Annotated in this window: 23 protein-coding genes; 14 read left to right on the top strand and 9 right to left on the bottom strand. The window is 38.5% G+C overall.

Translation table 11 applies throughout. From position 1 onward, the window contains the following. Nucleotides 1-470: 470 nt before the first annotated feature. The 3 genes from E1I69_RS10340 to E1I69_RS10330 all read right to left on the bottom strand — a co-directional run bounded on the left by E1I69_RS10340 (nt 471) and on the right by E1I69_RS10330 (nt 3,729). Nucleotides 471-1,628, bottom strand: a complete 1,158-nt coding sequence (locus tag E1I69_RS10340; RefSeq protein WP_136379531.1) for an MFS transporter — start codon at nt 1,626-1,628, stop codon at nt 471-473. Between the two features lie 146 nt (nt 1,629-1,774). Then, on the bottom strand, nt 1,775-2,920 hold the full coding sequence (locus E1I69_RS10335; RefSeq protein WP_136379530.1) for a coiled-coil domain-containing protein: 1,146 nt from the start codon (nt 2,918-2,920) through the stop codon (nt 1,775-1,777). Between the two features lie 389 nt (nt 2,921-3,309). Then, nucleotides 3,310-3,729 (bottom strand): acyl-CoA thioesterase, encoded by a 420-nt coding sequence (locus E1I69_RS10330; protein WP_136379529.1) that lies wholly within the window; start codon nt 3,727-3,729, stop codon nt 3,310-3,312. 98 nt (nt 3,730-3,827) lie between these two features. On the opposite strand from E1I69_RS10330, the gene E1I69_RS10325 reads away from it, so the two are divergent. Further along, the gene (locus E1I69_RS10325; protein ID WP_242634572.1) at nt 3,828-4,883 is read left to right on the top strand and encodes an AbrB family transcriptional regulator; all 1,056 of its coding nucleotides are present in this window, start codon (nt 3,828-3,830) and stop codon (nt 4,881-4,883) included. A 914-nt stretch (nt 4,884-5,797) separates the two neighbouring features. On the opposite strand, the gene E1I69_RS10320 is transcribed toward E1I69_RS10325, so the two are convergent. Then, on the bottom strand, nt 5,798-6,274 hold the full coding sequence (locus E1I69_RS10320) for a DinB family protein (RefSeq protein WP_136379527.1): 477 nt from the start codon (nt 6,272-6,274) through the stop codon (nt 5,798-5,800). A 153-nt stretch (nt 6,275-6,427) separates the two neighbouring features. Between E1I69_RS10320 and E1I69_RS10315 the strand changes: the two genes are divergently transcribed. The 3 genes from E1I69_RS10315 to E1I69_RS10305 all read left to right on the top strand — a co-directional run bounded on the left by E1I69_RS10315 (nt 6,428) and on the right by E1I69_RS10305 (nt 9,554). Further along, complete coding sequence (locus E1I69_RS10315; RefSeq protein ID WP_136379526.1) at nt 6,428-7,072, top strand: LytTR family DNA-binding domain-containing protein; 645 nt, start codon at nt 6,428-6,430, stop codon at nt 7,070-7,072. 150 nt (nt 7,073-7,222) lie between these two features. Beyond that, on the top strand, nt 7,223-8,734 hold the full coding sequence (locus tag E1I69_RS10310; RefSeq protein ID WP_136379525.1) for an acetyl-CoA hydrolase/transferase family protein: 1,512 nt from the start codon (nt 7,223-7,225) through the stop codon (nt 8,732-8,734). 541 nt (nt 8,735-9,275) lie between these two features. Continuing rightward, the gene (locus E1I69_RS10305) at nt 9,276-9,554 is read left to right on the top strand and encodes a hypothetical protein (protein WP_136379524.1); all 279 of its coding nucleotides are present in this window, start codon (nt 9,276-9,278) and stop codon (nt 9,552-9,554) included. 27 nt (nt 9,555-9,581) lie between these two features. Here E1I69_RS10305 and E1I69_RS10300 read toward each other — a convergent pair whose 3' ends face one another. Continuing rightward, nucleotides 9,582-10,037 (bottom strand): DUF2269 family protein, encoded by a 456-nt coding sequence (locus tag E1I69_RS10300; RefSeq protein ID WP_136379523.1) that lies wholly within the window; start codon nt 10,035-10,037, stop codon nt 9,582-9,584. Nucleotides 10,038-10,223: 186 nt separating this feature from the next. On the opposite strand from E1I69_RS10300, the gene E1I69_RS10295 reads away from it, so the two are divergent. Then, entirely contained in the window at nt 10,224-10,655 is a 432-nt protein-coding gene (locus tag E1I69_RS10295; RefSeq protein ID WP_136379522.1) for a YbaN family protein, read from the top strand. Nucleotides 10,656-10,815: 160 nt separating this feature from the next. Beyond that, the gene (locus E1I69_RS10290; RefSeq protein WP_136379521.1) at nt 10,816-12,030 is read left to right on the top strand and encodes an ISL3 family transposase; all 1,215 of its coding nucleotides are present in this window, start codon (nt 10,816-10,818) and stop codon (nt 12,028-12,030) included. 124 nt (nt 12,031-12,154) lie between these two features. Here E1I69_RS10290 and E1I69_RS10285 read toward each other — a convergent pair whose 3' ends face one another. The 3 genes from E1I69_RS10285 to E1I69_RS10275 all read right to left on the bottom strand — a co-directional run bounded on the left by E1I69_RS10285 (nt 12,155) and on the right by E1I69_RS10275 (nt 14,286). Next, a complete protein-coding gene (locus E1I69_RS10285) occupies nt 12,155-12,499 on the bottom strand; it encodes an ASCH domain-containing protein (RefSeq protein ID WP_136379520.1) in 345 nt (114 codons plus the stop codon). Nucleotides 12,500-12,574: 75 nt separating this feature from the next. Then, nucleotides 12,575-13,471: an ABC transporter permease gene (locus E1I69_RS10280; protein WP_136379519.1), complete on the bottom strand. Its 897-nt coding sequence runs from the start codon at nt 13,469-13,471 to the stop codon at nt 12,575-12,577. 14 nt (nt 13,472-13,485) lie between these two features. Continuing rightward, nucleotides 13,486-14,286, bottom strand: coding sequence for an ABC transporter permease subunit (locus tag E1I69_RS10275; RefSeq protein WP_136379518.1), 801 nt, complete (start codon nt 14,284-14,286; stop codon nt 13,486-13,488). Nucleotides 14,287-14,645: 359 nt separating this feature from the next. Between E1I69_RS10275 and E1I69_RS10270 the strand changes: the two genes are divergently transcribed. The 8 genes from E1I69_RS10270 (at nt 14,646) to E1I69_RS10235 (ending at nt 22,037) form a co-directional block, all read left to right on the top strand. Then, the gene (locus E1I69_RS10270) at nt 14,646-15,482 is read left to right on the top strand and encodes a basic amino acid ABC transporter substrate-binding protein (RefSeq protein WP_136379517.1); all 837 of its coding nucleotides are present in this window, start codon (nt 14,646-14,648) and stop codon (nt 15,480-15,482) included. A 93-nt stretch (nt 15,483-15,575) separates the two neighbouring features. Beyond that, nucleotides 15,576-16,232, top strand: coding sequence for an amino acid ABC transporter permease (locus E1I69_RS10265; protein WP_136379516.1), 657 nt, complete (start codon nt 15,576-15,578; stop codon nt 16,230-16,232). After that, a complete protein-coding gene (locus tag E1I69_RS10260) occupies nt 16,229-16,951 on the top strand; it encodes an amino acid ABC transporter ATP-binding protein (protein WP_136379515.1) in 723 nt (240 codons plus the stop codon). The genes E1I69_RS10265 and E1I69_RS10260 overlap by 4 nt, the downstream gene beginning before the upstream one ends. Nucleotides 16,952-16,999: 48 nt before the next feature. After that, nucleotides 17,000-17,536 (top strand): HD domain-containing protein, encoded by a 537-nt coding sequence (locus E1I69_RS10255; protein ID WP_136379514.1) that lies wholly within the window; start codon nt 17,000-17,002, stop codon nt 17,534-17,536. A gap of 170 nt (nt 17,537-17,706) precedes the next feature. Further along, complete coding sequence (locus E1I69_RS10250) at nt 17,707-18,591, top strand: ABC transporter ATP-binding protein (protein ID WP_136379513.1); 885 nt, start codon at nt 17,707-17,709, stop codon at nt 18,589-18,591. Nucleotides 18,592-18,597: 6 nt separating this feature from the next. Beyond that, nucleotides 18,598-19,395: an ABC transporter permease subunit gene (locus tag E1I69_RS10245; protein WP_136379512.1), complete on the top strand. Its 798-nt coding sequence runs from the start codon at nt 18,598-18,600 to the stop codon at nt 19,393-19,395. Between the two features lie 17 nt (nt 19,396-19,412). Next, on the top strand, nt 19,413-20,198 hold the full coding sequence (locus E1I69_RS10240) for an ABC transporter permease subunit (protein ID WP_136379511.1): 786 nt from the start codon (nt 19,413-19,415) through the stop codon (nt 20,196-20,198). Between the two features lie 408 nt (nt 20,199-20,606). Further along, nucleotides 20,607-22,037 (top strand): MFS transporter, encoded by a 1,431-nt coding sequence (locus tag E1I69_RS10235; protein ID WP_136379510.1) that lies wholly within the window; start codon nt 20,607-20,609, stop codon nt 22,035-22,037. Nucleotides 22,038-22,109: 72 nt separating this feature from the next. Here E1I69_RS10235 and E1I69_RS10230 read toward each other — a convergent pair whose 3' ends face one another. After that, complete coding sequence (locus tag E1I69_RS10230) at nt 22,110-23,276, bottom strand: ROK family transcriptional regulator (protein ID WP_136379509.1); 1,167 nt, start codon at nt 23,274-23,276, stop codon at nt 22,110-22,112. Nucleotides 23,277-23,401 lie beyond the last annotated feature (125 nt).

The raw sequence follows: 23,401 nt of genomic DNA, 5'->3' as shown, positions 1-23,401 counted from the left end.
ATATAAAGTTGTATATCTTCCAGAGTTACATTTTCTATGATTTTATTTGATTCATTCATATATTTTAGGAATGCGCGCATTCTTCGGGAATAGGATTCCTGGGATGATTCGGGTAAACCTTTTAGTTCGAAGTAAAGATTGATTTTTTGGTCATATTGTTTCATGAAGAAATTCCTCCTGATTTTTGATTGAGAGATTGTCTATCAAATCAGGAGAATTGGGGGGAGAACGATTTGAAATGGAAGAATAATGCTTGTGTATTTTTTCATATGTGTGTGTTATAATCATCGTTAGAAAAAGTATCCTCTCTGTGAATTTTTGTTTGGTTTGGCGATTAAACAATACCACAATGAGAATACTTTTTCATTTTTTTTTATTAATTTTAGTCCGTGCGGGCTTTTAAAGAGCCATCGCGTAGCGATTTCGTTCTTCTTCTGGTCCCTTATAAAAAACAAGGGTAGCTATAATCGCTACCCTTTGTTTGTTTTTACCGTATAAATTTTAAATAAAATATAGGCAATGGCCGACAAGATTATACCTGAGATATAAGGTAAACCAACCGACACTGAGTAGAGCAAGCCACCTAAAATAGGTCCAAGGATTCTTCCGAGTGAATCAAAGGAAGACAATAATCCTGTAACACTACCATGACCAGTCTTGGTACGCTTTGTTAATAAAGCCGATACCGCAGGGCGAATAACGCCATTTCCAACCCCGAAAACTGTTAGGAAGATCGCGGCGGTTAGAAAATTTTTCGTGAATAAAATAAGGAAGAAACCTATTGCAGACACGAAGATCCCGATTTGGATGACAAAGCCTTCACCGAAACGCTTTGTCAATCTTCCAACTAGCCCACCTTGTACAATTGCTCCGGCGAGCCCCATGATCATAAAAATATAACCGAGTTCAGTTGTCCCTAAGCCAGCTTTTTCCGCGGCGAAGTAGGCAAAGGTTGCCTCAAGACCTGATAGAGATAATGTGATAAAGAGTGAAAGAAAAAACAGAACAGATTCCGGCCCGTTGACTGCTTTCAAGAGGCCCGTTCTTTTCCTATCTGTTTGGTGCCTTTCCTCTTTTGGCAATGATTCTTTAAGAACGAACATCACTAGGAAAAAGGTTAATAAGGATAAGGTTCCAGCTATATAAAAAGGCATCTGTAAGTCCGTTTTTGAAAAAATCCCACCAATCGCCGGTCCAAAAATAAATCCAAGACCAATCGATGCTCCAATAACGCCCATTCCTTTTCCACGATCTTCCTCAGACGTAATATCGGCAGCATACGCCATGACGGTTGGCATATTTGCTGCTGAAAGGAAGCCACCGATAATTCTAGCCGCAAAAAGCATCCATAACTCTGTGGATAAGGCCATTAAAAAAAATGAAACAGCAAGGCCAAAAATGCCAATCATGATAACTGGCTTACGTCCTATCCGGTCTGAAATTCTTCCCCACATGGGTGCAAATATGAATTGCATTAAGGAATAGACAGCCATTAGCAGGCCTAATTCAGTTGGTGAAGCACCAAGGTCTTCTGCATAAAAGGGGATAACAGGAATAATGATTCCGAACCCGACATAAACCAAAAACATAACAGCAAAAAGAATCGGTAACGCTTTTTTTGTATCCAAATTATGTCACTCCAGTATGATAGCTTACCTTCCTATAATAAAATAAATGTGAACAATTTGCGAGTCATTGAAGGGGGGAAGTTATAAAAAGGTTAACAAAAAAAGCACCTTCAAGATGAAGATGCTTTTGTAGGAACTTGTCTCTGTTAAAAAATTCGTCTTACATGGCCATTGAAGTGGCTTTTCCAGTAACCATGTGTCATATCAGCAACGCCAACCCCAGTAGAGGTTTGTGAACCGATAAATTTACCGCCGCCAATATAAATTCCAACATGACCATCAGTTTTATACGTATTAAAGAATACTAAGTCACCAGGTTTCATGTCACTAACTGAAACTTTAGTACCTTGGCTTCTTAATGCACTTGTGCTAGAACCAACACTAACTCCAGCTTGTGAGAATGCCCAGTGTACAAAGCCCGAACAGTCAAAACGACCGTTTGCAATGTCATAAGCACTTCTTCCACCGCCAAATACATATACCGAATTACCAATGTACTTATATCCCGCATTAATGACAGTACTGATTGATCCTGTTACCTTTGGTGTTGAAGTTGGTACTGCAGGAACAGATGCAGTTGATGTTGGTTCCGATGCCGATGTTGAAGTAGTTGCTGTATTGCTAACAGCAGGTGTAGCTGTAATCATACTTGCACGAAGTTCTTCGATATCCGTTAATGTATTTTGTTCTTTAGATTGTAAGGCAGCTTTTAAGGCGTCATTTTGAGTTTTTTGTTCTTCAATTTGACCCTGCATTTCTACCAATTCATCTTTTTTATCTGTTAAAGTAGTTAGTGTTTCTTGAATGGTATCTTGTTTTTCTTTTACTAGATTGATAGCTTCCGCTTGTTCGTCGATTATTTTTTGGTCAGCCTGCATAATTGTAGAAACTGCACTGACACGGTTAATAAAATCTGAGAAGTTTTGAGCACCAAAAATAACATCTAAGTAACTAATTGTTCCACCAGATTCCTGCATCATACGAGCACGTTCTTTAAGAATCTCATTGCGTGCTTCAATTTCTTTTTCGAGTTGGTCAATCTCTGTTTGAAGAGTATGTACTTGTTCTTCAGACTTTTTGATTTCCGCTTCTGTTTGAGCGATCATTTTACGGTTATCTTCAATTGCTTGGTCAACTTTTGCAATTTGTGCGTTTAATTCTTTCAAAGCATTTTGTGTTTCGGTAAGATCACTTTGAAGGGTACTCATTGTATTTGCACTAGTTTGTATCACATATGGAGAAAAGGCACTTAGCATTAAAGTGGCACTTAAGGTTACGAGTGTCTTTTTCAAAATTATTCCTACTTTCTTACTAATCTACTTAGTCTATTACGTAGTTTTTACTTTCCCATATTATCATATATTTCTATGAATTTCTCCATTTGTCGCGAAATTGTTACATATTGTTAAAATTGTAACATTTCAAAACCCAATAGAATAAAGGATTGTAATAAAGGAACCTCACTTTTAATGTCGAAATAAATTTTGTAATAAACGAAATGTTATCTGAAAGATTGAAGCGGAATTCTCCTACTTTGGTCGGGTGAGAGGGACATCATACCTACTATAGACTGGCATTAAGGGGGGAAGGGATTGATTTTGAAATACCTTGAAAGGGTGGAGAAGACGCTAAACAAAGATATGTCTGAAAAATAATAGATCCACTAGCGTCTTGAATTCATCTAGATTCCTTCAAACTGTTTGATTCTATTTTTTATATGATTAGGAAGAGGTGCTGACTTTTTTGTAACATTATTGTAATTTACTTGTACTGTTTCTGATTCAATAAGAATATCGTCACCGCGTTTGATGATAGTTTCAAGGGTAAGGCTAGAACCTCCTACTTTTTTTACACGAACATACACCTTTATTAAGTCATCTAGCAATGCTGGTTTTTTGTACTCAATCATGCTTTTAACAAGAACCGGCTCAAAGTGTGAAGATTGAGGATTTGTAAGCCAATCGGGACTTAATATTTCACGCATATACTCAGTAAAGCCGATATCGATATATGTAAGATAATGCGCATTAAAAACAATTTTTTGTCCATCGATTTCAGAATATCTGACACGAATAGTATGTGAGAATTTAAAATTTTTCATATTGGATACCTCCTTTTTAAAGAGTATATTCTGCAAAGTAGGTTCTTTTCCTGCATAATGGATAGTAAAAGATTGACATAGAAAGGTCGTTCATAAAAATGAATTTTACACACATGAAGGGAATTTTACAGTCTTATGTAGTTGCGAGTGTTGGAGGCGTATTGTTCTTTTTGTTACATTTCCCAATTCCATGGATACTCGGACCAATGACGTTCATGATTTTATACAAAGCGATTACTCATAAAAAAATGGTTGTTTCAACAAGGTTGTATAACATTGGGCTTGCAACACTGGGAATTTACTTTGGATTATCCTTTACAAAGGAAACCTTTGTTACCGTATATCCTTATATCATCCCGTTTTTATTCACGACCATTTTGTTACTAACAGTTAGCGTTTTAAATAGTATTTTTGTAACTCGTTTTATTAAAGTTGACCCGATGACAAGTGTTTTTGGATCGATTCCTGGGGGACTTTCAGAGATGGTTGCGGCAAGCCATTCCTTAAAAGCAAATTCCGCAATGGTGACCATATTTCAAACGGTGCGCTTGCTAACGGTCGTATTTATGGTTCCGTTTATTGTAACCCACTGGTTCATTGCGGGTGCAGGAAATGCATATGAGGTAACAAAAAATATCAGCAGTGTTCCGTTTTACGCATATTTATGGTTTGGGTTAGCGTTATTGGTCGGGTGGCTCGTTCGAGATAAGTTGCCAGCAGCTTATGTCATTGGTCCACTCGCGGTTACGGCGATTCTTGGCGTCACAGGAGTTGGCCTACCAAATATCCCACCATGGTTTTTGATTCTTGCCCAAATTACGGTTGGGATGAGGATGGGGAATAATATTAATTTGAGAGATTTAAAGATTGGTGGAAAATATTGTGGAGTTTACCTTGTACTCACAGTATTTTTGTTAGCAATATCATTCGGATTAGGGTATACCTTTGCTATTTTCTCAGACTTAGATTTACCAACAGCACTACTAAGTTTGGCACCAGGTGGTCTAGTAGAGATGGTGTTAACGGCTACAGCCATTGGAGCAGATCCAGCTGTCGTCAGTTCACTACAACTCATCCGTCTGTTATTCATTATTTTACTTGTTCCAAGCTTTTTAAAATGGATGTTTACTAGGAAGGAAAAAGCAGCTGCTTGATGAAAACAGGGTTTCAAACAAACGATTGATTGAAACGAGAAACCCTTGATGGTTAAGGGGCGAACTTTAAACAAACGCTTGTTTGAAAAACAATTTGACTCCATTTATTTTGTAAGCAAAAATTCAAACAAACGCTTGATTGAAAATTGAAACCTTTGTGTATCAAGGGATAGAACGATAAACAAACGTTTGATTGAAAAATATTATGTCAACTAAAACGGTGTATGAAAGCAAAAAAAGAGCCATCTCAAAATAACGGGTTCTGTTTTGATGTGCAACCAGACCAGTTATCATATTAAAACGTATAGGGTTGATAAGGTCAAATCAGTAAAAATCATAGTCAAATGCTTTTGAGAAATAAAATCAGTAAATCTTCAGACAAGGGAAAGTCAAAACATCTCGGTTATGTCTGAAGTCGAGGCATCTTCAGACAGAGGAAAGCCCAAACATCTCGGTTGTGTCTGAAGTCGAGGCATCTTCAGACAAGGGAAAGTCAAAACATCTCGGTTGTGTCTGAAGTCGCGGCATCTTCAGACAGAGGAAAGCCCAAACATCTCGGTTGTGTCTGAAGTCGAGGCATCTTCAGACAAGGGAAAGCCCAAACATCTCGGTTGTGTCTGAAGTCGCGGCATCTTCAGACAAGGGAAAGCCCAAACATCTCGGTTGTGTCTGAAGTCGCGGCATCTTCAGACAAGGGAAAGTCAAAACATCTCGGTTATGTCTGAAGTCGAGGCATCTTCAGACAAGGGAAAGCCAAAACATCGCGATTGTGTCCAAAGAAAACGTCACTATAACAAGAAAATTAAAGCGTGAATTCGTATGTGAATTCACGCTAAAAACGTATTGTGATTTACTGTTTTACATCCTGAAACGGAACCAGTTACTCGCAAAATGGCTCCTTTCATGCGAATAAATTATGCTCCCCATTCCTCTTTTGAAGGACCATAAACACCTGGTACTTTCAATCCTGCTTGACGCATGAGGATTGTCATTTGTCCCCGGTGGTGAATTTGGTGGGTATTCACCATTTTAAGCGTTGCCCCTTTTGGCATTTGTTGACCAAAGATATCCGCTAGTTCTTTTAAGCTTTCGTCATTCCATTGTTCTTTCACTGCAGCAATAAAATTTTCACTCGTTTTTCTGTAGCTATCAGCCATTTCTTTTGCTGAGGCTGGGACTGCCTCACCGTTTGCACCTTCAAACTGGAGTCCAGTTAGTGAAATAATATGATGAAGTGAAGTCACAACATGCCACGCAAGCTCACCCAATGTGCGATGGCCAGGCGCAACCGCTTGAGATAAGGATTCATCGGTTAAAGCATCTAAAATTTTTAGTGTTGCTCCGCCTTCATATTGCCAATCTTGAACAAACTCTTCAATTGTATGGTACATATGTATCCCTCCTAAAAATATGGTTACTACCATTATACTTCATGCACATATAAATACCATTTTAAACGAATTTTTTAAAGTTAATGTTTTATCATTCAAATGCTTGTAAAATAGAATTGGATACTAGATTTATACGACAAAGGGTGTTGTAATGTGAAGGATATAACAATTGGCTCACTCTTAGACGTGATTGGGGAATTGTTCTCTGATGAAATTTCGATAGCGGTTTCAAATACAAAGGAATATGTCTATTATCGGCCAAGTAAACGGATTGATCTCAAAATAAAACCAGGTGATAAAGTAAAAGAGGGGACCATTGCCTATAAAGCAATTACCTCTAAACAAAAGGCGTCCGAATTTATCAATCGGGATGTGTTTGGTATTCCATATCATGGAATGGCTGTCCCTTTTTTTCATGGTAATGAACTAGAGGGGTGTGTCACAGCAATCTACCCAGCCTTAACAGATGGTAAATCGGTTGTGACCGTGAAATCTCAGGATGGCTGGATTCCCATTCCGTTTTCTGAATGTCTGTATCTGGAGGCGAAGGATAAGAAGATCCATGTATACACAAACGACTTCTCTGGCACACATAAGTACTCCTTACAGGAATTCGAATATACGTTGCCAAAGGACTCTTTTATCCGATGTCACCGGTCGTTTATCGTGAATGTTAATCAAATAAAAGAAATTCACCCTGATACTCATTCCACGTTCGTCCTGGAAATGAATAATGGAGCACGAGTCCCAGTTAGCCAAAACTATTCCAGCTATTTTCGAAAACTGTTAGGGTTCTAATTTTCTAGAAAAAGAACAAATCTGCTGCTTTAGGGATTTGTTCTTCTTTTTTATCGTATTTTATAGTTCTTTACTCCAGAAATCCCTAATCAAATGGAAATTCCATGTAAAATTATCTTAATATTCAATTTCAAAAAGGGGATGGGAGAAATGAATAACAAACTAGATCGCATTAAGGATACCCGTCTGCATGACCGTGTTGTAACACCGGAAGAAGCAGCAGAATGGATCGAGGATGGTATGACGTTAGGACTTAGTGGCTTTACACGTGCGGGTGATGTGAAAGCGGTTCCATTTGCGCTTGTAAAACGCGCTGAGACCGAACCATTAAAAGTAAACGTATATACAGGAGCATCATTAGGCTCTGATGTTGATAAATTATTTGCAGAAGCAGGAATTTTGGATAAGCGCTTACCATTTCAGGCTGATCCAACAATGAGGAAGGGCATTAACCAAGGGGACTTCTTATTTGTAGACCAACACTTATCACATACATCCGAATTAATACGTTCAAATGTGATGGATGTCGATATTGCAATTTTGGAAGCGGTTGCTATAAAAGAAGATGGTTTAATTGTTCCAACAACTTCAATCGGAAACTCGTTAACATTTGCTCAGCATGCTAAATCAATTATCGTTGAAATCAACCTTGCTCAAACACCTGAGCTTGAGGGAGTTCATGATTTATATGCACCTGGGAAACAGGGGGAGAGAGAGCCGATTCCTTTAACAAAATCAGATGACAGAATTGGTCTGCCTGGAATTAAAGTGGATGCTGATAAAATAAAAGGAATCGTATTTACAGAACAAACTGATTCTCCTTCAACAATCGTGCCACCTGATGAGGAAACTGAAATCATGGCACAGCATCTATTAACCTTTTTACGTAAAGAAGTTGAAGCAGGACGTTTAACTGAGAAGCTTGCTCCTTTACAATCGGGTATTGGCTCTGTAGCAAACGCGGTTCTTCACGGTATGCTTGATTCGGAGTTTACGAATTTAGAGGTTTATTCTGAGGTATTACAGGATGCAGTATTTGACTTAATGGATGCCGGCAAAGTAAGCTTTGCTTCCTGCTGTTCAATCACTCTATCAGAAGAAAAAATGAAAAAGGTATTTGCGAACTTTGACCAGTATCGCGACCGCTTGATCATGAGACCTCAGGAGATTTCAAATCATCCGGAAATCATTCGTCGTCTCGGATTAATTTCCATTAACACAGCGTTAGAACTTGATATTTACGGAAACGTGAATTCAACCCATGTGCTTGGGACAAAGATGATGAATGGAATTGGCGGGTCTGGTGACTTTGCTCGAAACGCTCGCCTAGCTATTTTCGTGACGAAGTCCATTGCAAAAGGTGGAAACATTTCAAGTATCGTTCCGTTCGTTTCCCATGTTGACCATACAGAGCATGATGTGGATGTCATCGTTACTGAGCAAGGATACGCAGATTTACGTGGTCTCGCACCAAGAGAACGTGTAGAATTGCTTATTGAAAACTGTGCACATCCAAAGTATAAACAGCAACTGCGTGAGTATTACCAAGAAGCTCTAACCAGAGGCGGTCAAACACCTCACGTACTAGAAAAAGCATTCTCGTGGCACACAAATTTTGCCCAAACAGGCACAATGCTGCAAAGTGAATTAGTGGAAGCATAATAGATAGCCGTATAAAGAAGAAATTCTTTATGCGGTTTTTTTGTGGGGGATAAGGGGGGCTCGGCAGGGATCCCTTGTCGCGTTTCCCTTTCATAGACGTGATGAAGAGGATTAGGAGCAGGAATCGTGTTTCTATTCCCCTTCATAGACGTGATGAAAAGGATTAGGCAGGAGTCTCTTGCTTCATTTCCCCTTCATTGAAGTGATGAAGAGGATTAGGCAAGGATTCATTGTCTCATTTCCCTTTCGCAAATACGATGAAAAGGATTAGTCACGGGTTCCCCGGTTCAATTCCCCTACATAATCCCAATGAAGTGAATTCGGCACGAGTACTACGTCTCATTTCCTATTCATAGTAATGGTGGTGAAAACTTGGACCGGAATCCTCGCCCCTTAAGTCGAGTTCCAATGAGCCCAGGCTTCAAACAAACCCAGTCGTCCAAAAGCACTCCATCCTCCAATAATCTAGGTCAAAAGTAATATGTCCCCTCATTTAAAATCATGATACGATTAACAAAAGTGAATAGAGAAGAGGGGTTTAATGAAGCAAATCAAGGCATTTGTTGGCTGCTTTTTCATCGCAGTGTCGGCGTTTTTGTATGCCACAAAACACATTACCGCTGCAATCATATCATCCATTATCAATCGCCCGGACGTAAATTACTATGAAGGTGCCTATAAACTCGTCGGTTTCGGTATCAATTTTTGGATCATCATATCCTTACTGGTTGGAGTCGCTATTATCATAAGCCTACTCACACAGGGAGTCGCATTCCCATTTAAAAAGAAACAACCAATCGAAGAAAATCCCCACCAGTGAATGGATGGGGATTTAGTAACTAAATTTTTAAAAAGGCTTCAAAATCATTAACGCAATGACAATCAAAAAGATCGTGTTTTCAATATGCTCCACTCTAAAGAGAGCCTTTGCCAAAGGATAGTATTCTGCAGGAATGTCATCCCCTTGATGTGATTCCAATAATGCTTTTACGGGCTTTGATTTAGGCGTAAGAGCAAGTGGTCCCATCGCCAACGCAACAAGGAAGAGCAGTAAACTTGTAACGTACCACCCCATTTTAAACAGATATGGATGGATTGCCCCCATTAAAAGACCGGACACTAGCAGGAGAATACCTCCAATCATGACAAAAATATGGAGTTTATGTCTGATTGCATAAGAATGTCGAAGCTCAGTCATTGTGTCCCCCGACTTCACTACGGTTGTTAAAATAAAGCCAGGTCCCATTCCAAGGATGGCTGAAAAAATATGTATGAAAACAAGTACTTGATAAATGACATCCATTCGATGGAAACCCCCATTCACAACATATTTCACAATTAATGATAGCACTTTACTAAAAAAAACAAGTGACATACCTCACAATTCTCTACTCATTATCTTACTATTTTGTGACAGTGGGTTTCCAGTAAGAAATACGTGATATAATAGAAAAAGGTTTTAGAAAGTTAAAGAAAGGGGGCAATATTGATGAACAGAATTAAGAAATTTTTATATATTGTATTAGGTTTTCTTTTCTTGGTTCTTGGAGCAGTAGGCATTGTGCTGCCACTCATTCCAACAACGCCCCTGTTACTGCTTGCTTCCTTCTTTTTTGTAAAAGGATCGGACCGCTTTGATCGTTGGTTTAAAAGCACTAGTTTATATAAAAAGTATTTAGAAGGCTTTGTGAAAAGACGTGAAATGACGCTTAGGCAGAAGCTAACGATTCTATTAACCGCAGATGCGATGATTGCTGTCCCATTTATTATTCTGGATAGCATTGCCGTAAAACTGCTTTTAGTCGCGGTTGTTTTTTATAAATACTACTACTTCATCACAAAAATAAAAACCGTAGCACCAGAAATGAGTGCGATCCACGAAGAGGCACTTGTTGAAAAACAAGCCATAAATAAACGGTAAAACCCTTGTCGATCTTAGCGATGACAAGGGTTTTTTATGGCTCTATAATATTTGTTGGGGTTTAGAAAAAAATTGTGTGCATAAAAATACACGCAAACTCTTCATTCTTTTATACTTGAATTGACTAGAAACAAGTGTAAAGAATGGAGTTGCGTGCAATATGGATTTTACCATGATTATTCCTGGATTAAAAGGGTCTATCCTAACCAATGTTGAAGAAGTCGGTGAAATAGTGCGACTGTATGTTGAAATGGAACGAAAAGTACACCGGTGTCCCGAATGTAATCAAAGAACGAGTAAGGTTCATGACTATCGTATACAAAAGATTCAACACTTAAAGTGGTTTGAAAGAAAAACTCAAATCTTTTATAAGCGTAGACGTTATGTCTGTGAATGCGGAAAACGTTTTTCGGAGAAAAACCCTTTTGTCATGCGTTATCAGCGTACTTCAATAGAGTGGAATCAAGCGATATCAATAAAAGCGATTAGAGGAAAAACGTTCAAGGAAACGGCCGAGATCTATGGATGTTCTCCTTCAACCATTATACGTAGATTCGATCAAATATCCCGAAGTGAAATTCGTCCTGTGGAAGAGTTACCAACAGTTATAGCCATTGATGAATACAAAGGTGACACCCGGGAAGGAAAATATCAGTTAATCATTGCGGATGGGATTACAAAAGAACCGATTGATATTCTACCAAATCGCTATAAACGTACGATTAAGGACTACTTGAGAAAGCATGGATCTAGGGTTCAAATAGTCATAATGGATATGAATCATTCCTTTAAAGCAGCCGTTCAAGAGGCATTGGGTAAACCCGTTATTGTAGCTGATAGGTTTCATTTTTGTCGTTACATTTATTGGGGGCTTGATGGAGTAAGACGCCGAATACAAAATGAGTTTCATGGATACGACCGAAAAAAGTGTAAACGTATGAAACATGTATTTCATAAAGATAGCCAGCGCTTAACTAAGGATGAACGTTGGCATTTAGAGCGATACTTGGAAATGTCTAATGAACTCAGAAGAGCATATGAAATCAAAGAGGCCTATCGTTCTTGGTTTTTACGGGCCAAAGAAAATGGAAAAAGCCAGATTAGTTTAGTTAAAAAAGAATTAGAAGATTTATATAAGTTTATTGAGGATTCAAAGATACCTGAGATGAGTAAAGCCATAAAGACCATACAAAATTGGCAAGTTGAAGTATTAAATAGCTTTGCCTATGAATATTCAAATGGATTCCTGGAGGGAATAAATAATTCCACTAAAGTTCTAAAGCGAAATGCTTATGGATTTAAAGTGTTTGAACGCTTTAGGGCTAAAATTTTATTAACACACAAGTATAAAAGAATAGGGGTACATATTGGTTAACCAAGTTGTTGGGTATTTTCCTCAATAAAAAATGATGAATGGTACCATCCATCATTTTTTATTGAGGCCACCAAGCGAAGCGCGGTAGCCTCAAACCCCAACATTTGACTTAGAACCTTTTTTATTAATCCTCTAGCTTGCTAAACTCATGGACCCACACTTTCATCTGAGGGAGCCATGGCATTCCCGGGTGGTATGATAGAATCGATTCTTTGTATTCATCAACCGTGCCGAAGCCTTCTCTTTTAGCGTCCTCGTCTGTAAGCTCTCCAAGGGATTGCTCGTATACGCGGTCAATTTTAAAAGATTGACCTTCAAGGGTCATAATTTCCCCAACATCGGCATATCTGCCATTTCTACGTGTAGCTGTTTTTTTACCTTCAAGAACCTTTTTGATGTCTGACTCCATTGTGACAAGACGGTCAATCGAGCATGTTTTAGCTGGTAGTTCATTATTAGGTGTAGTCATTTTCGAGCTCCTTCCGATTCACGTTATGAACGAATGATTTTATAACATTCACCTTTCATTATAACAGTGTGTCAATTAGGCTGTCTTTCGGTCAAAATACCTTCTTAAGCCTTCCCCTAAAATAGTGAATGTAAACATTGTAAAGGAGATTGCAATACATGTCCAAAATGGGATCCAAATGGAGCTGAGCATGTCTTTTCTAGCTTGTCCGAGTAAGGTTGGCCAATTTAGACTTGTGTTAATCATTTCCCCACCACCATAATTCGTTTGAATAAACACTTGGGAAAGGAACACGCCAAAAATGCCAAGCTGTGCAATTAATAAGCAGGTTCTTCCGATATCAATGAAGAAATTAACCATAATTGCAGGATATGTATTCGGTAAAATATTTCCTAAAGCAAGTCGGAGCGGGGAGATTCCAACGGTGATTCCGGCCTCAATATAAGGCTTCCTTACAATTCGTTGTGTTTCCTCACGAATGATATGACTTACTTTTCCAACCTCAATTAATGCTAAAAGTAAAACCGACCACCATAACCTGTTATCGTTCATAACAAGTGCTGGTATGGCTAATAAAAGCAAAGCAGAAAAAATGATTGGAATACTCGAGAAGACATTATTCCAAGTTGTTACGATCCAGGAAATCGGACTGTTTTTTCTCGTAGCGAGTAACCCAAGCGGGATCGCAATCAGGTAGCGGAGGACAACGATTCCGATTACGATTTTTAGCGTGTCCTTTGCGCCAACAATCAAAACACTTAACAAGTCTCTTCCTTCATGGTCTGATCCAAAAGGAGGCTGCTGTTCAGGGGTGAATGGTGCTTTAAGCAAGTTCTTTCCACCATCTAAGAAACGAATTCTGCCCTCTTCAATACCTTCTTTTACATACGGGAAATGAGGTCCTACAAAGGTAACAAGAAGTAAAATACCTAACATAATTAAGCCGGTGATTAAAAACCAATTTCGATTCAACGTAGAGCACCTCCTTATTTCGGATCCAATTTCATTTTGATGGCTTGACTAATAATATGGGCAACCATCACCAGCATGAGGAAGCTTATACAAATCCCAATGATTAAACCACGTTCATCGGCCCCGCCACCCGGTGGGATGAAATTTGTGTAGCCAATAGCAGTAAACAACCTATAAGCAGCGCCCTGATAACCTAGTAAATATTCGACAACCAATAAGTTTGATAGAACAAACACCATAATCGATTGTAGATGACTTGAAACCGTGATGAAACATGATCTCATCATATGGTTTAGCAGAACTCTATTTTTTGTAAAGCCTTTAGCGTATGCTACTTGAATATATGGTTCGCGATCCTGGGTCAGTAGGGAAACAGATGTTATTCTCGCAACATACAGCATCGGCGCAATGGAGATAAGAATACTAGGTGCAATAAACTTCCACCATGCCTCGGTACCCATGATGCTAAAATCAGGAATATATAATAGGATAAAATAACTTAAACAGATGGTGATAAAAAAGTCTGGTACCCCCGATAAAAACCAGGTGGCGCCACTCCCTAAAAAGCTTTTTTTCGTATTCGTAAACCGGTAATCCAGGATCCCCTTTAATACCCCAAACACAATGCTAAGAATATATCCAATCAAGATAATCTTGAGGCTTCTTGGAAAAAATTTTGCGATTTCATCCTCGGCTGTTAAAGTCGCAAACTTCGTACCTCCAAGACTTTTATTCTCATATACATTCTTTAAAAATGTAACCACATTTGTTGCATATTCCTTCACATTAAAATGATAGGAATATACAACTGTCATCGCCTTACCTTCCACCTCAATACTCGGTTCGCGAGGGAAAAGAACGAATAAAAAAACACATAAGAACACACATATATAGATGACAAAGATCTTCCCAAACTCCTTGACAACCCCCACAAAAGCACCTCTCTTTTAGAAAATATCTATTATTCTAAATATATTAGAAATTAGCCTTCCTGTCACCAAATTTTGTCGAATAGTTTAGTTCTATCGTCCTGCTTGAGGTTCATAATATGTAAGGAGTAAGGTGCAGATAGTGGGGAATTGTCAATTCAATGTTTCTTTTAGACTATCAATGTGCTAATATAGTAAAAAAATGAATTATTTAAATTTTGTAAAAATAGGAAGGGGTTACATACGTGAAGAAATTAGCGACTTTTTCAATCCTGCTTGTTTTTCTTTTCTTAGCAGCCTGTGGAACGAGTGATGATACGAGTGGGTCAGGCGGAGAAAAAGAGGGAGAAGACGCAGGTAAAAAAACGCTTAAGGTCATGACAGATGCGGCCTATGCACCATTCGAGTTCATGGAGGGGGACAAAATTGTTGGTTTTGAAATCGATGTTCTAAATGCTGTAGCTGAAGAAGCTGGTTACGAACTAGATATCAAACATACTGGTTGGGATCCCATTTTCGTTGAATTAAACAAAGGGTCTTATGACATGGCAATATCATCAATTTCAATTACCGAAGACCGTGAGAAGGAATACTTATTTACGATACCTTTCTTCTTATCAACAAACAAGATCATGATTCCAGAAGATAGTGACATCAAAACAGCTGAAGATCTAAAGGGGAAAAAGGTAGCAGTTCAGGCTTCTACAACAGGTCATTTTGCGGTTGAAAAGGTATTAGGTGAAAAGCATCCTGATATTAAAGCTTTTGAAAATAATAACCTAGCCATCCTTGAACTTGAAAGTGGTGGTGCGGAGGCTGTTGTAGCGGATAACGGTGTTATTGAATACTATGCTGCGCAAAATCCGGACAAAAAGCTAAAGGTTGTTGGAGACAAAGATACGTTTGATGCGGAGTTTTATGGAATGATGTTCCCTAAGGGCAGTGACGACTTAAAAGCCGATTTTGATAAGGCAATTGAAGCTGTTATTGAAAGCGGAAAATACACAGAAATTTATAAAGAATGGTTTGGTACAGAGCCAGATTTAGAAGCACTTAAGGCAGAACAAGAAGCGTCAAAATAAGGGAGAACAAAATTGCGTAACGACAACAACGTGTTACGCAATTTTTGCCTTTATATGTAGTACCGATAATTTATTCATACAGGGGGACGCAGCATGGATTTTAAGTTTGACATTCTCATTGACTACCTTCCCTATTTTGGACAGGGAACATTGCTTACCATCGGTTTATCGATTGCTGGTATTTTACTTGGGACAATCCTAGGTTTATTTATTGGGCTTGGAAAAATGATTCGAAATAAATGGATTGCGTTTCCGTTTGTTTGTTATGTGACATTCTTCCGTGGGACACCACTTCTTGTTCAAATCTTTTTGGTTCACTTCGGAGTTGTTCCATTATTTTTAGGGGGAACAAACGGAATTGTTGCAGGTGTGATCGCACTTACTTTAAACGCATCCGCATACATAGCAGAAATTTTTAGAGCAGGCATTCAGTCCCTTGACCGTGGACAAATGGAAGCCGCACGATCTTTAGGTATGACACATGCACAAGCGATGAGATACGTCATTATCCCGCAAGCCTTTAAACGCATGATTCCTCCGTTAGGGAATGAATTTGTGATTCTCATAAAAGATTCATCCCTTCTTTCAGTAGTTGCAACACCTGAAATCATGCATTGGGGACGGATGATGATGGGACAGCATGCCCGCGTATGGGAACCATACTTAATGGCAGCCTTTATTTATTTAATTCTCACTCTTTCACTAACCATTCTATTAAACTATCTAGAAAAGAGGTTGAAAACTGAATGATTAAGATAGACAATATAAAGAAATCGTTTGGGAAAAACGAGGTCCTCAAAGGAATCTCCGTCGAAATCGAACCTCAGGAGGTTGTCGTAGTCATTGGACCTTCTGGCTCTGGAAAATCAACCTTTTTACGCTGCATAAATGTATTAGAGACCATCGATGAAGGGCATGTCTATATTGAAGGAATCGATATTACGGATAAAAAGACAAACATCAACCAAATTAGAACAGACGTCGGTATGGTGTTTCAGCAGTTTAATCTTTTTCCTCATAAAACAGTGATGGAAAACATCATGCTTTCTCCGTTGAAGGTAAAAAAGGTTTCCAACGAAAAAGCATATAATAAAGGGATGGAACTTTTAAAAAAGGTAGGTCTTGCTGAAAAGGCAGATGCCTATCCAGACTCCTTGTCAGGTGGACAAAAGCAACGTGTGGCGATTGCGAGAGCACTTGCGATGGAGCCGAAAATTATGCTATTTGATGAACCAACCTCTGCTCTTGATCCAGAAATGGTTGGTGAGGTATTAGAGGTTATGAAGCAGTTGGCGCAAGAGGGAATGACCATGGTCGTCGTGACCCATGAAATGGGTTTTGCGCGTGAAGTTGGTGACCGTGTCCTATTTATGGACGATGGCTATATCGTGGAGGAAAACAAACCAAAAGAACTGTTCGAAAATCCTCAGCATGTTCGTACAAAAGCATTTTTAAGTAAAATACTTTAACCCTGGCACTAGGTGTGTCAGGTATTTCTTTGATTGGGAGGCTAAAAAATGGACATGATTGAAAAAGCGATTGTGGTTGCAAGTAAGGCACATGATGGACAATACCGAAAGCTCACCAATATTCCATACATCACACATCCACTTGGTGTTGCTCTGATTTTAATGAAAATAAATGCACGTGAGGAACTGATAGTGGCTGGAATCCTACACGATACGGTTGAGGACACTGAGCTTACTTTAGAAGATATACAAGACGGTTTCGGTGACGAGATTGCAAAACTTGTGGAAGGTTGTTCCGAGCCCAATAAATCTCTGCCATGGGAGGCAAGAAAAGAGCATACTATTTCATTCCTGCGGACGGCTTCCGAAGACACTCGAACGGTCGTATGTGCGGATAAACTTCATAATATCCGGTCCATTATCCACGATTACGAAGAAAATGGCGATCAAGTTTGGCAAAGGTTTAGTCGCGGCAAGGAAAAACAAGAATGGTATTACCGAAACATCGTTGAGAGCCTAGGTCATGCCTCTGAATTTCCATTAGTAGGAGAGTTGAAAAAAGAAGTCGATAGATTGTTTGGTTAATGTCTCAAAGGGTGATTTTGGGGCTTTTTTTATATGAAACAAAAAGATGTGTTTGTCCGATACAAATTTCCGAGTACCTTACAAAATGTGAACGTAACTTTAACATTAATAAAGCACAATTTCCTTTATAATGGAAATAGAAAACCCATATCTAAGGGAGGGCGAGAAAAATGAATGTCATCGAACTTCAGAACTTAACAAAGATGTATGGAAGAGCCAGGGGTATTGAGGATATTAGCTTTCATGTTGAGGAAGGGGAGATTTTCGGGTTTATCGGACCGAATGGAGCTGGAAAATCGACAACAATCCGCACCATGCTATCACTCATTTATCCAACAAGCGGGAGTGCTAAAATTTTTGGGAAGGATTCAGTCCAGTTCTCATCTGAAATCAAAAAGGAAATAGGCTATCTACCATCCGAAGTTTTTTACTATGACAATATGAAAGTGAAGGATTTGCTCAAGTATTCTGCCAGTTTTTATAAAAAAGACTGTACGAAGCGAATGAAAGAGCTGGCAGAGATTATGGAGCTCGACCTGAATCGTAAAATTGATGATTTATCTCTTGGGAACAAGAAAAAGGTAGGAATCGTTCAGGGTCTGCTACACGAACCAAAGCTGGTGATTCTTGATGAACCGACGAGTGGGCTTGACCCACTGATGCAGCAGCGCTTTTTTGATTTGCTTGAGGAGGAAAATAAAAAAGGGGTGACGATTCTATTCTCTTCTCATATTTTGAGTGAAGTTCAACGTCTTTGCGATCGAGTGGCAATTATTAAAGAAGGAAAAATTATTACGGTTGAGAAGATTAGTACATTAAAAGATAACAATTTTAAGAGATTTACAGTTGAAACGGCAGATCTAATAGATAAAAGCTATTTTTCCATTATCGGTGTAAATAATTTAGAAGTGAATAACAAAGAAATAAGCTTCCTGTTTAAGGGTGATATCAATACAGTGATGGAGAAAATCGCTGGAATTGAGATTACGAACTTATCTGTTACGGAGCCGGACCTTGAGGAGATCTTCATGCATTATTACGAGAAGGAGGCCTGATCCGTTATGAATGTCTTTTTTCATGAAGTAAGGGCCTATCGAAAAACAACTATCATTTGGACATTGTCGCTAGTTGGGATGATGGCATTGTTCATGTCCATGTTTCCGACGATTGCAAGGGACATTGAAGAGTATCAAAAGGTATTAGATGGTTTTCCTGACGCAATGAAACAAGCATTAGGGCTCCAGGTGGAAACCTTTGGGTCTGTGCTTGGATTCTACTCTTATGTGTTTGTATATATCAGTCTATGTGGGGCGATCCAAGCCATGAATGTTGGTACGGCCATCGTGTCAAAGGAAGTAAGAGAGAAGACAGCTGATTTCTTACTCACAAAGCCAATTACTCGAAAAGCCATTTTAACGGCAAAAATGGTAGCGGCGTTCACATCCATTTTGTTTACAAGCCTTGTATACATTGTTGTCTCGTGGCTTGTGGTATCTGTAGTTGCGACGGATGCCTATAGTATAAAAGCATTTTTTCTAATTTCCCTATCCTTGTTTTTATTGCAAGTTATATTTCTGGGGATTGGAATTTTTCTATCCGTATTTCTCCCTAAAATCAAATCGGTTCTGTCGGTTTCATTAGGGACGGTTTTTGCATTTTTTATAATTGGCATGCTTAGTTCAACAGAAGGAGATGGGTTTAAACGGTATTTGTCTCCTTTTAAATATTTTGATTCCTCCTATATAATGGAGCACACAAGTTATGAGGGAGCGTTTTTATTAGTAGGTTTAGGAATCGTGTTAATTGCGACCATTGCAAGCTTTATCCACTATACGAAAAAGGATATTCATTCCGTTTGAGGAAGGAGGTTTTTACGATGAATGTATTTTTAAGGGAACTGAAAGCGTACCGTAAGTCCCTTTTGATTTGGAGCGTTGGCATTGTCCTGCTTATATTAATGGGGAAGACGGAATACTCGAGCCTTGCTACTTCAGGTCAATCCTTGAACGAACTAATTGAATCGATGCCAAAAGCGTTGCAGTCACTTATGGGGATAGGGACATTGGATGTATCGACGCCGATTGGGTATTTTTCTATATTGTATTTATATTTGCTATTGATGGCTACAATCCATGGGGCAATGATGGGCGCGTCAATTATTGCAAAAGAAGAGCGAGACAAAACCTTTGAATTTCTGTTTGTAAAACCTATTACTCGAACGAAGGTCATTACGATGAAACTTATGGCTGGATTTGTTAACCTTGTCGTTTTTAATGTAGTTACAACTGTTGCGACGATCCTCCTATTCGAAATGAATAATGAAATGGCAGACGTATTCATGTTGATGAGTGGAATGTTTATTTTACAGGTTTTATTTTTAATGATTGGCACTGCTCTTGCTTCTGTTATTCGCAATCCGAAACGTGCAGCACCGATTGCAACGGGGATCTTACTGTTGACCTTTATTTTATCGATTGTGATGGATTTAAGTGAAAAACTTGAGTTCCTTAAATACATCGTGCCATTTAAGTACTTTGCTGCGAAAAATATGCTGACCGGGGATGGGTTTGAAGCGGTGTATGTGGTACTATCACTAAGTTTGATCGTGTCCCTCACGGCAACTACTTATGTTTTTTACAAAAAGAAAGATTTGAATGTGTAAAAGATAGAAGATGCCCAATCAATGGTTGGGGTCTTTTTTTTTGAATAAAACTTCATGAATCTAAAATGTACGTTTTAGGATAGATTTCCTAAAAAAACGCTTTCGAAAGTTATTGACGGATTTCGACAAGAAATGCTAGTATATTAGTACAAACTAATTTGTTTGACTGACCAACAAATTCACTCTGATATTTTCATATAGAAGAGTTCTTTTGAATTTGAAAACGGTTCATCTCTTATTCGATGCATGCTAGAAAAACATGCGTCATCAAAGGGTTAATGATGATTGCGCTTTCGAAGAACTATTGATGAACTAAATTATAGAGTACTATTTATCAATGTGTAATTTAATTTGTTTAACCAACTAACAAAAAGTATTTACTAACCTAATTTATAGGGGGAAACAAAAATGAGCACAGCAAAGAAACTGGATTTTATAGAATCAAATGTAAGCGGAAACGAACCAAATCCTAATGTACGTCCCTTTGGTTTAAGGGATAAGTTTGGTTATTTATTTGGCGATTTTGGCAACGATTTCTTTTTTTTACTTGTAGCTATATTTTTAATGGTATTCTATACCGACGTTTTTCACATTCATCCGGCTACAGTGGGGGTATTGTTTACAGTCGCACGTCTTTGGGATGCTTTTGCTGACGTAGCGTGGGGGCGTTTCATCGATACAAGAAAGGTAACTCCTCAAGGTAAATTTAAACCGTGGATTTTAAGAATGTCATTCCCACTTGTTATTGTAGGTGTGTTGATGTTCGTTAAGATTCCAGGAATGTCTGATGGATTTTATCTTGCTTGGGCATTTGTAACATATATAGTATGGGGAACGTTATACAGCACAGTTAATATTCCGTATGGATCAATGGCTTCTGTAATAACAGATGATCCAGTTGAACGTACTTCTCTTTCTGGATGGAGAACAATGGGTGGCCAAGCTGCCGGTCTAATCATTGGTGTCGGTGGTCCAATGCTCATATTTGTTGATAATAAAATTGATCCGAATCGCATGTTGATGGCTGCTATTATTTTCGGTGTTCTTGCACTTGCTTGTTATATCGCTTGTTATAAATTGTCTACTGAACGGGTTGTTGCCCCTGAGAGACCAAAGCAAAAAGGCTCTTCAAAAGCAACAATGAAAGGGCTTGTAAAAAATAAACCTTTAATCTGGATCCTTATTGCATCTCTAACTTTTATGGTTTGTACGATGCTTATTCAGTCAGTTAACACGTTTTTATTCAAAGATTACTTTGGAAACGCTAAAGCATTAAGTTTGGTAAACTTAGTTACTTCAGGTACAGTATTTGTTCTGATGCCATTCTTGAGCCCACTGGTTAAAAGGTTTGGAAAAAAAGAACTAGCGGCATTTGGAATGTTACTTGCTGGTGTAGTTTACTTACTGTTATTTTTCCTAAAGGACATCAGTGCAATACAATTTGTTGGGATTGTAACAATAGGTATGTTAGGTAATGCTATCTTTAATTTAGTCATCTGGGCATTTGTAACAGATGTTATTGATTACCATGAATTCTTAACCGGTTTACGTGAAGATGCAACAGTCTACTCTATCTATTCAATGGCCCGTAAAGTTGGACAAGCAGTTGCTGGTGGTCTAGGTGGTGTCTTAATTGGAGTAGTTGGCTATAATTCAGCGTTAGACATGCAAACACAAGAAACATTAAATGGTATTCATGCCTTAGGTACTTTATTACCAGCAGTAATCTTCTTGATTATTTTCTTAATGATTGTTTTCTTCTATCCATTAAATAAGAAGCGGACACTTCAGTTAGCGGCTGATTTAGCTGAGAAAAGAGTGAATAAGAACGAAATGTAAACGAATCAGAATAAATGAAACCCCTTCATACTTGAAGGGGTTTTCTTCTTGGTTTGTATATTCAATTTTTTGTTAGGCTTCCTGGTATTTCAAATTTAACATGGAGACTCTTAGAAAATGCTTAATTGCAAAGGCACATGCACCCATCCGAACAGTTCTTTTTCCTAAAGTTGAAACCGATAATTTACGATAATGACTGATAGAAGATGATAAATGCGCTTCTAATTTTTTTAATGAATCTGGATATAGTCGGAGAATTTCTCCATCAAGGATAATTGTATCCGGATTATACATATTGATCATATTATTTAAGCCAATTGAAAGGTAATAAATATAGTTGTCTAGGCGTTCAAGTATTTCTTGATCTCCCTCATTCACTAACATTTCTAGATCACTATATGTAAAAGAAGAAAGATTTCGTTCTTCCTTAATATTTTCTAAAAAAACAAGTTCCGAAGCATACTGTTCCCAGCAGCCTTCATTGCCACATGAACAAGGCCTCCCATGTGGAACAACTATCATATGGCCGATTTCACCAGCGAACCCATCATTTCCGCGAAAGAATTGATTGTCCATAATCATCCCAAGCCCGATTCCAGAATGAATCGTGGCACATAGAAGGCTATTCGTTTCATGGTGAAGAAAGACTCTTTCGGCAAAAGCGGACATGTTTGCGTTGTTTTCTATATGAATGTCGAGTTTGCAAGCTTTTTCAAGGTCTTCCTTTAAATTGACAGACCGCCACAAGAAGCGCGGCACAAAATGGACTTTTTCATCTTTTCCAACAAGTCCGTGAATCGCGATTACGACACCAATAATGCCATAACGGTTGTCACTGTACGCCTCATCAAGTAAATTAATTTGTTCAATTAATATCTGAAGAATGTCCTCGTAAGCTCGGCTTTTACATTCAATCGACTTTTCGAAAACAAGCTTCCCGAGCAAATCCGATATGGTAAAGGAGATTTGGCTGTAGTCCACATCTATTCCTAGCGAATATCCGGACTTTGCGTTTAATGAAAGCATAATGGGCTTTCTCCCAACACTAGTATGCTCAAGCTGTGTTTCAATGATTAAGTCTTCATCTAGTAAGTCGGCAACCTGTGCAGAGACTGTCGCCCTTGTAAGTGCTGTAGCTTTGGAAATGTCAGCCCTTGAGATCATACCTTCTTCGACTATTTTCTCTAGAATAAGCGAACGATTTATTTTTTTAATATATGCTGCATCTCCGGTAATCATACAAATCCTCCATTTGCAAGTAAGTACAATTGATTAAGGTCGTTAAAAAGAAGATTTCATCATTAAGTTACACATAATTATAAGCAATATGTGTATTTATTTGTTGGCGCTTTCACAAAAAAAGT

The sequence above is a fragment of the Bacillus timonensis genome (assembly GCF_004799755.1).
Classification (GTDB): Bacteria; Bacillota; Bacilli; order Bacillales; family Bacillaceae_L; genus Ferdinandcohnia; species Ferdinandcohnia timonensis_A.
Note: the sequence above shows the minus strand (reverse complement) of the source record. Positions and strands in the feature narration are given on the sequence as shown.

Bases quoted from the DNA above. Each gene is read 5' to 3' on its own strand.
- E1I69_RS10330 (WP_136379529.1), bottom strand. From the start codon at position 3,729: ATGAAAAATTTTAAATTCTCACATACTATTCGTGTCAGATATTCTGAA.
- E1I69_RS10285 (WP_136379520.1), bottom strand. From the start codon at position 12,499: ATGACTACACCTAATAATGAACTACCAGCTAAAACATGCTCGATTGAC.
- E1I69_RS10235 (WP_136379510.1), top strand. From the start codon at position 20,607: ATGAGCACAGCAAAGAAACTGGATTTTATAGAATCAAATGTAAGCGGA.
- E1I69_RS10310 (WP_136379525.1), top strand. From the start codon at position 7,223: ATGAATAACAAACTAGATCGCATTAAGGATACCCGTCTGCATGACCGT.
- E1I69_RS10265 (WP_136379516.1), top strand. From the start codon at position 15,576: ATGGATTTTAAGTTTGACATTCTCATTGACTACCTTCCCTATTTTGGA.
- E1I69_RS10325 (WP_242634572.1), top strand. From the start codon at position 3,828: ATGAATTTTACACACATGAAGGGAATTTTACAGTCTTATGTAGTTGCG.
- E1I69_RS10275 (WP_136379518.1), bottom strand. From the start codon at position 14,286: ATGACAGTTGTATATTCCTATCATTTTAATGTGAAGGAATATGCAACA.
- E1I69_RS10295 (WP_136379522.1), top strand. From the start codon at position 10,224: ATGAACAGAATTAAGAAATTTTTATATATTGTATTAGGTTTTCTTTTC.
- E1I69_RS10230 (WP_136379509.1), bottom strand. From the start codon at position 23,276: ATGATTACCGGAGATGCAGCATATATTAAAAAAATAAATCGTTCGCTT.
- E1I69_RS10245 (WP_136379512.1), top strand. From the start codon at position 18,598: ATGAATGTCTTTTTTCATGAAGTAAGGGCCTATCGAAAAACAACTATC.
- E1I69_RS10320 (WP_136379527.1), bottom strand. From the start codon at position 6,274: ATGTACCATACAATTGAAGAGTTTGTTCAAGATTGGCAATATGAAGGC.
- E1I69_RS10250 (WP_136379513.1), top strand. From the start codon at position 17,707: ATGAATGTCATCGAACTTCAGAACTTAACAAAGATGTATGGAAGAGCC.
- E1I69_RS10260 (WP_136379515.1), top strand. From the start codon at position 16,229: ATGATTAAGATAGACAATATAAAGAAATCGTTTGGGAAAAACGAGGTC.
- E1I69_RS10305 (WP_136379524.1), top strand. From the start codon at position 9,276: ATGAAGCAAATCAAGGCATTTGTTGGCTGCTTTTTCATCGCAGTGTCG.
- E1I69_RS10300 (WP_136379523.1), bottom strand. From the start codon at position 10,037: ATGGATGTCATTTATCAAGTACTTGTTTTCATACATATTTTTTCAGCC.
- E1I69_RS10255 (WP_136379514.1), top strand. From the start codon at position 17,000: ATGGACATGATTGAAAAAGCGATTGTGGTTGCAAGTAAGGCACATGAT.
- E1I69_RS10290 (WP_136379521.1), top strand. From the start codon at position 10,816: ATGGATTTTACCATGATTATTCCTGGATTAAAAGGGTCTATCCTAACC.
- E1I69_RS10240 (WP_136379511.1), top strand. From the start codon at position 19,413: ATGAATGTATTTTTAAGGGAACTGAAAGCGTACCGTAAGTCCCTTTTG.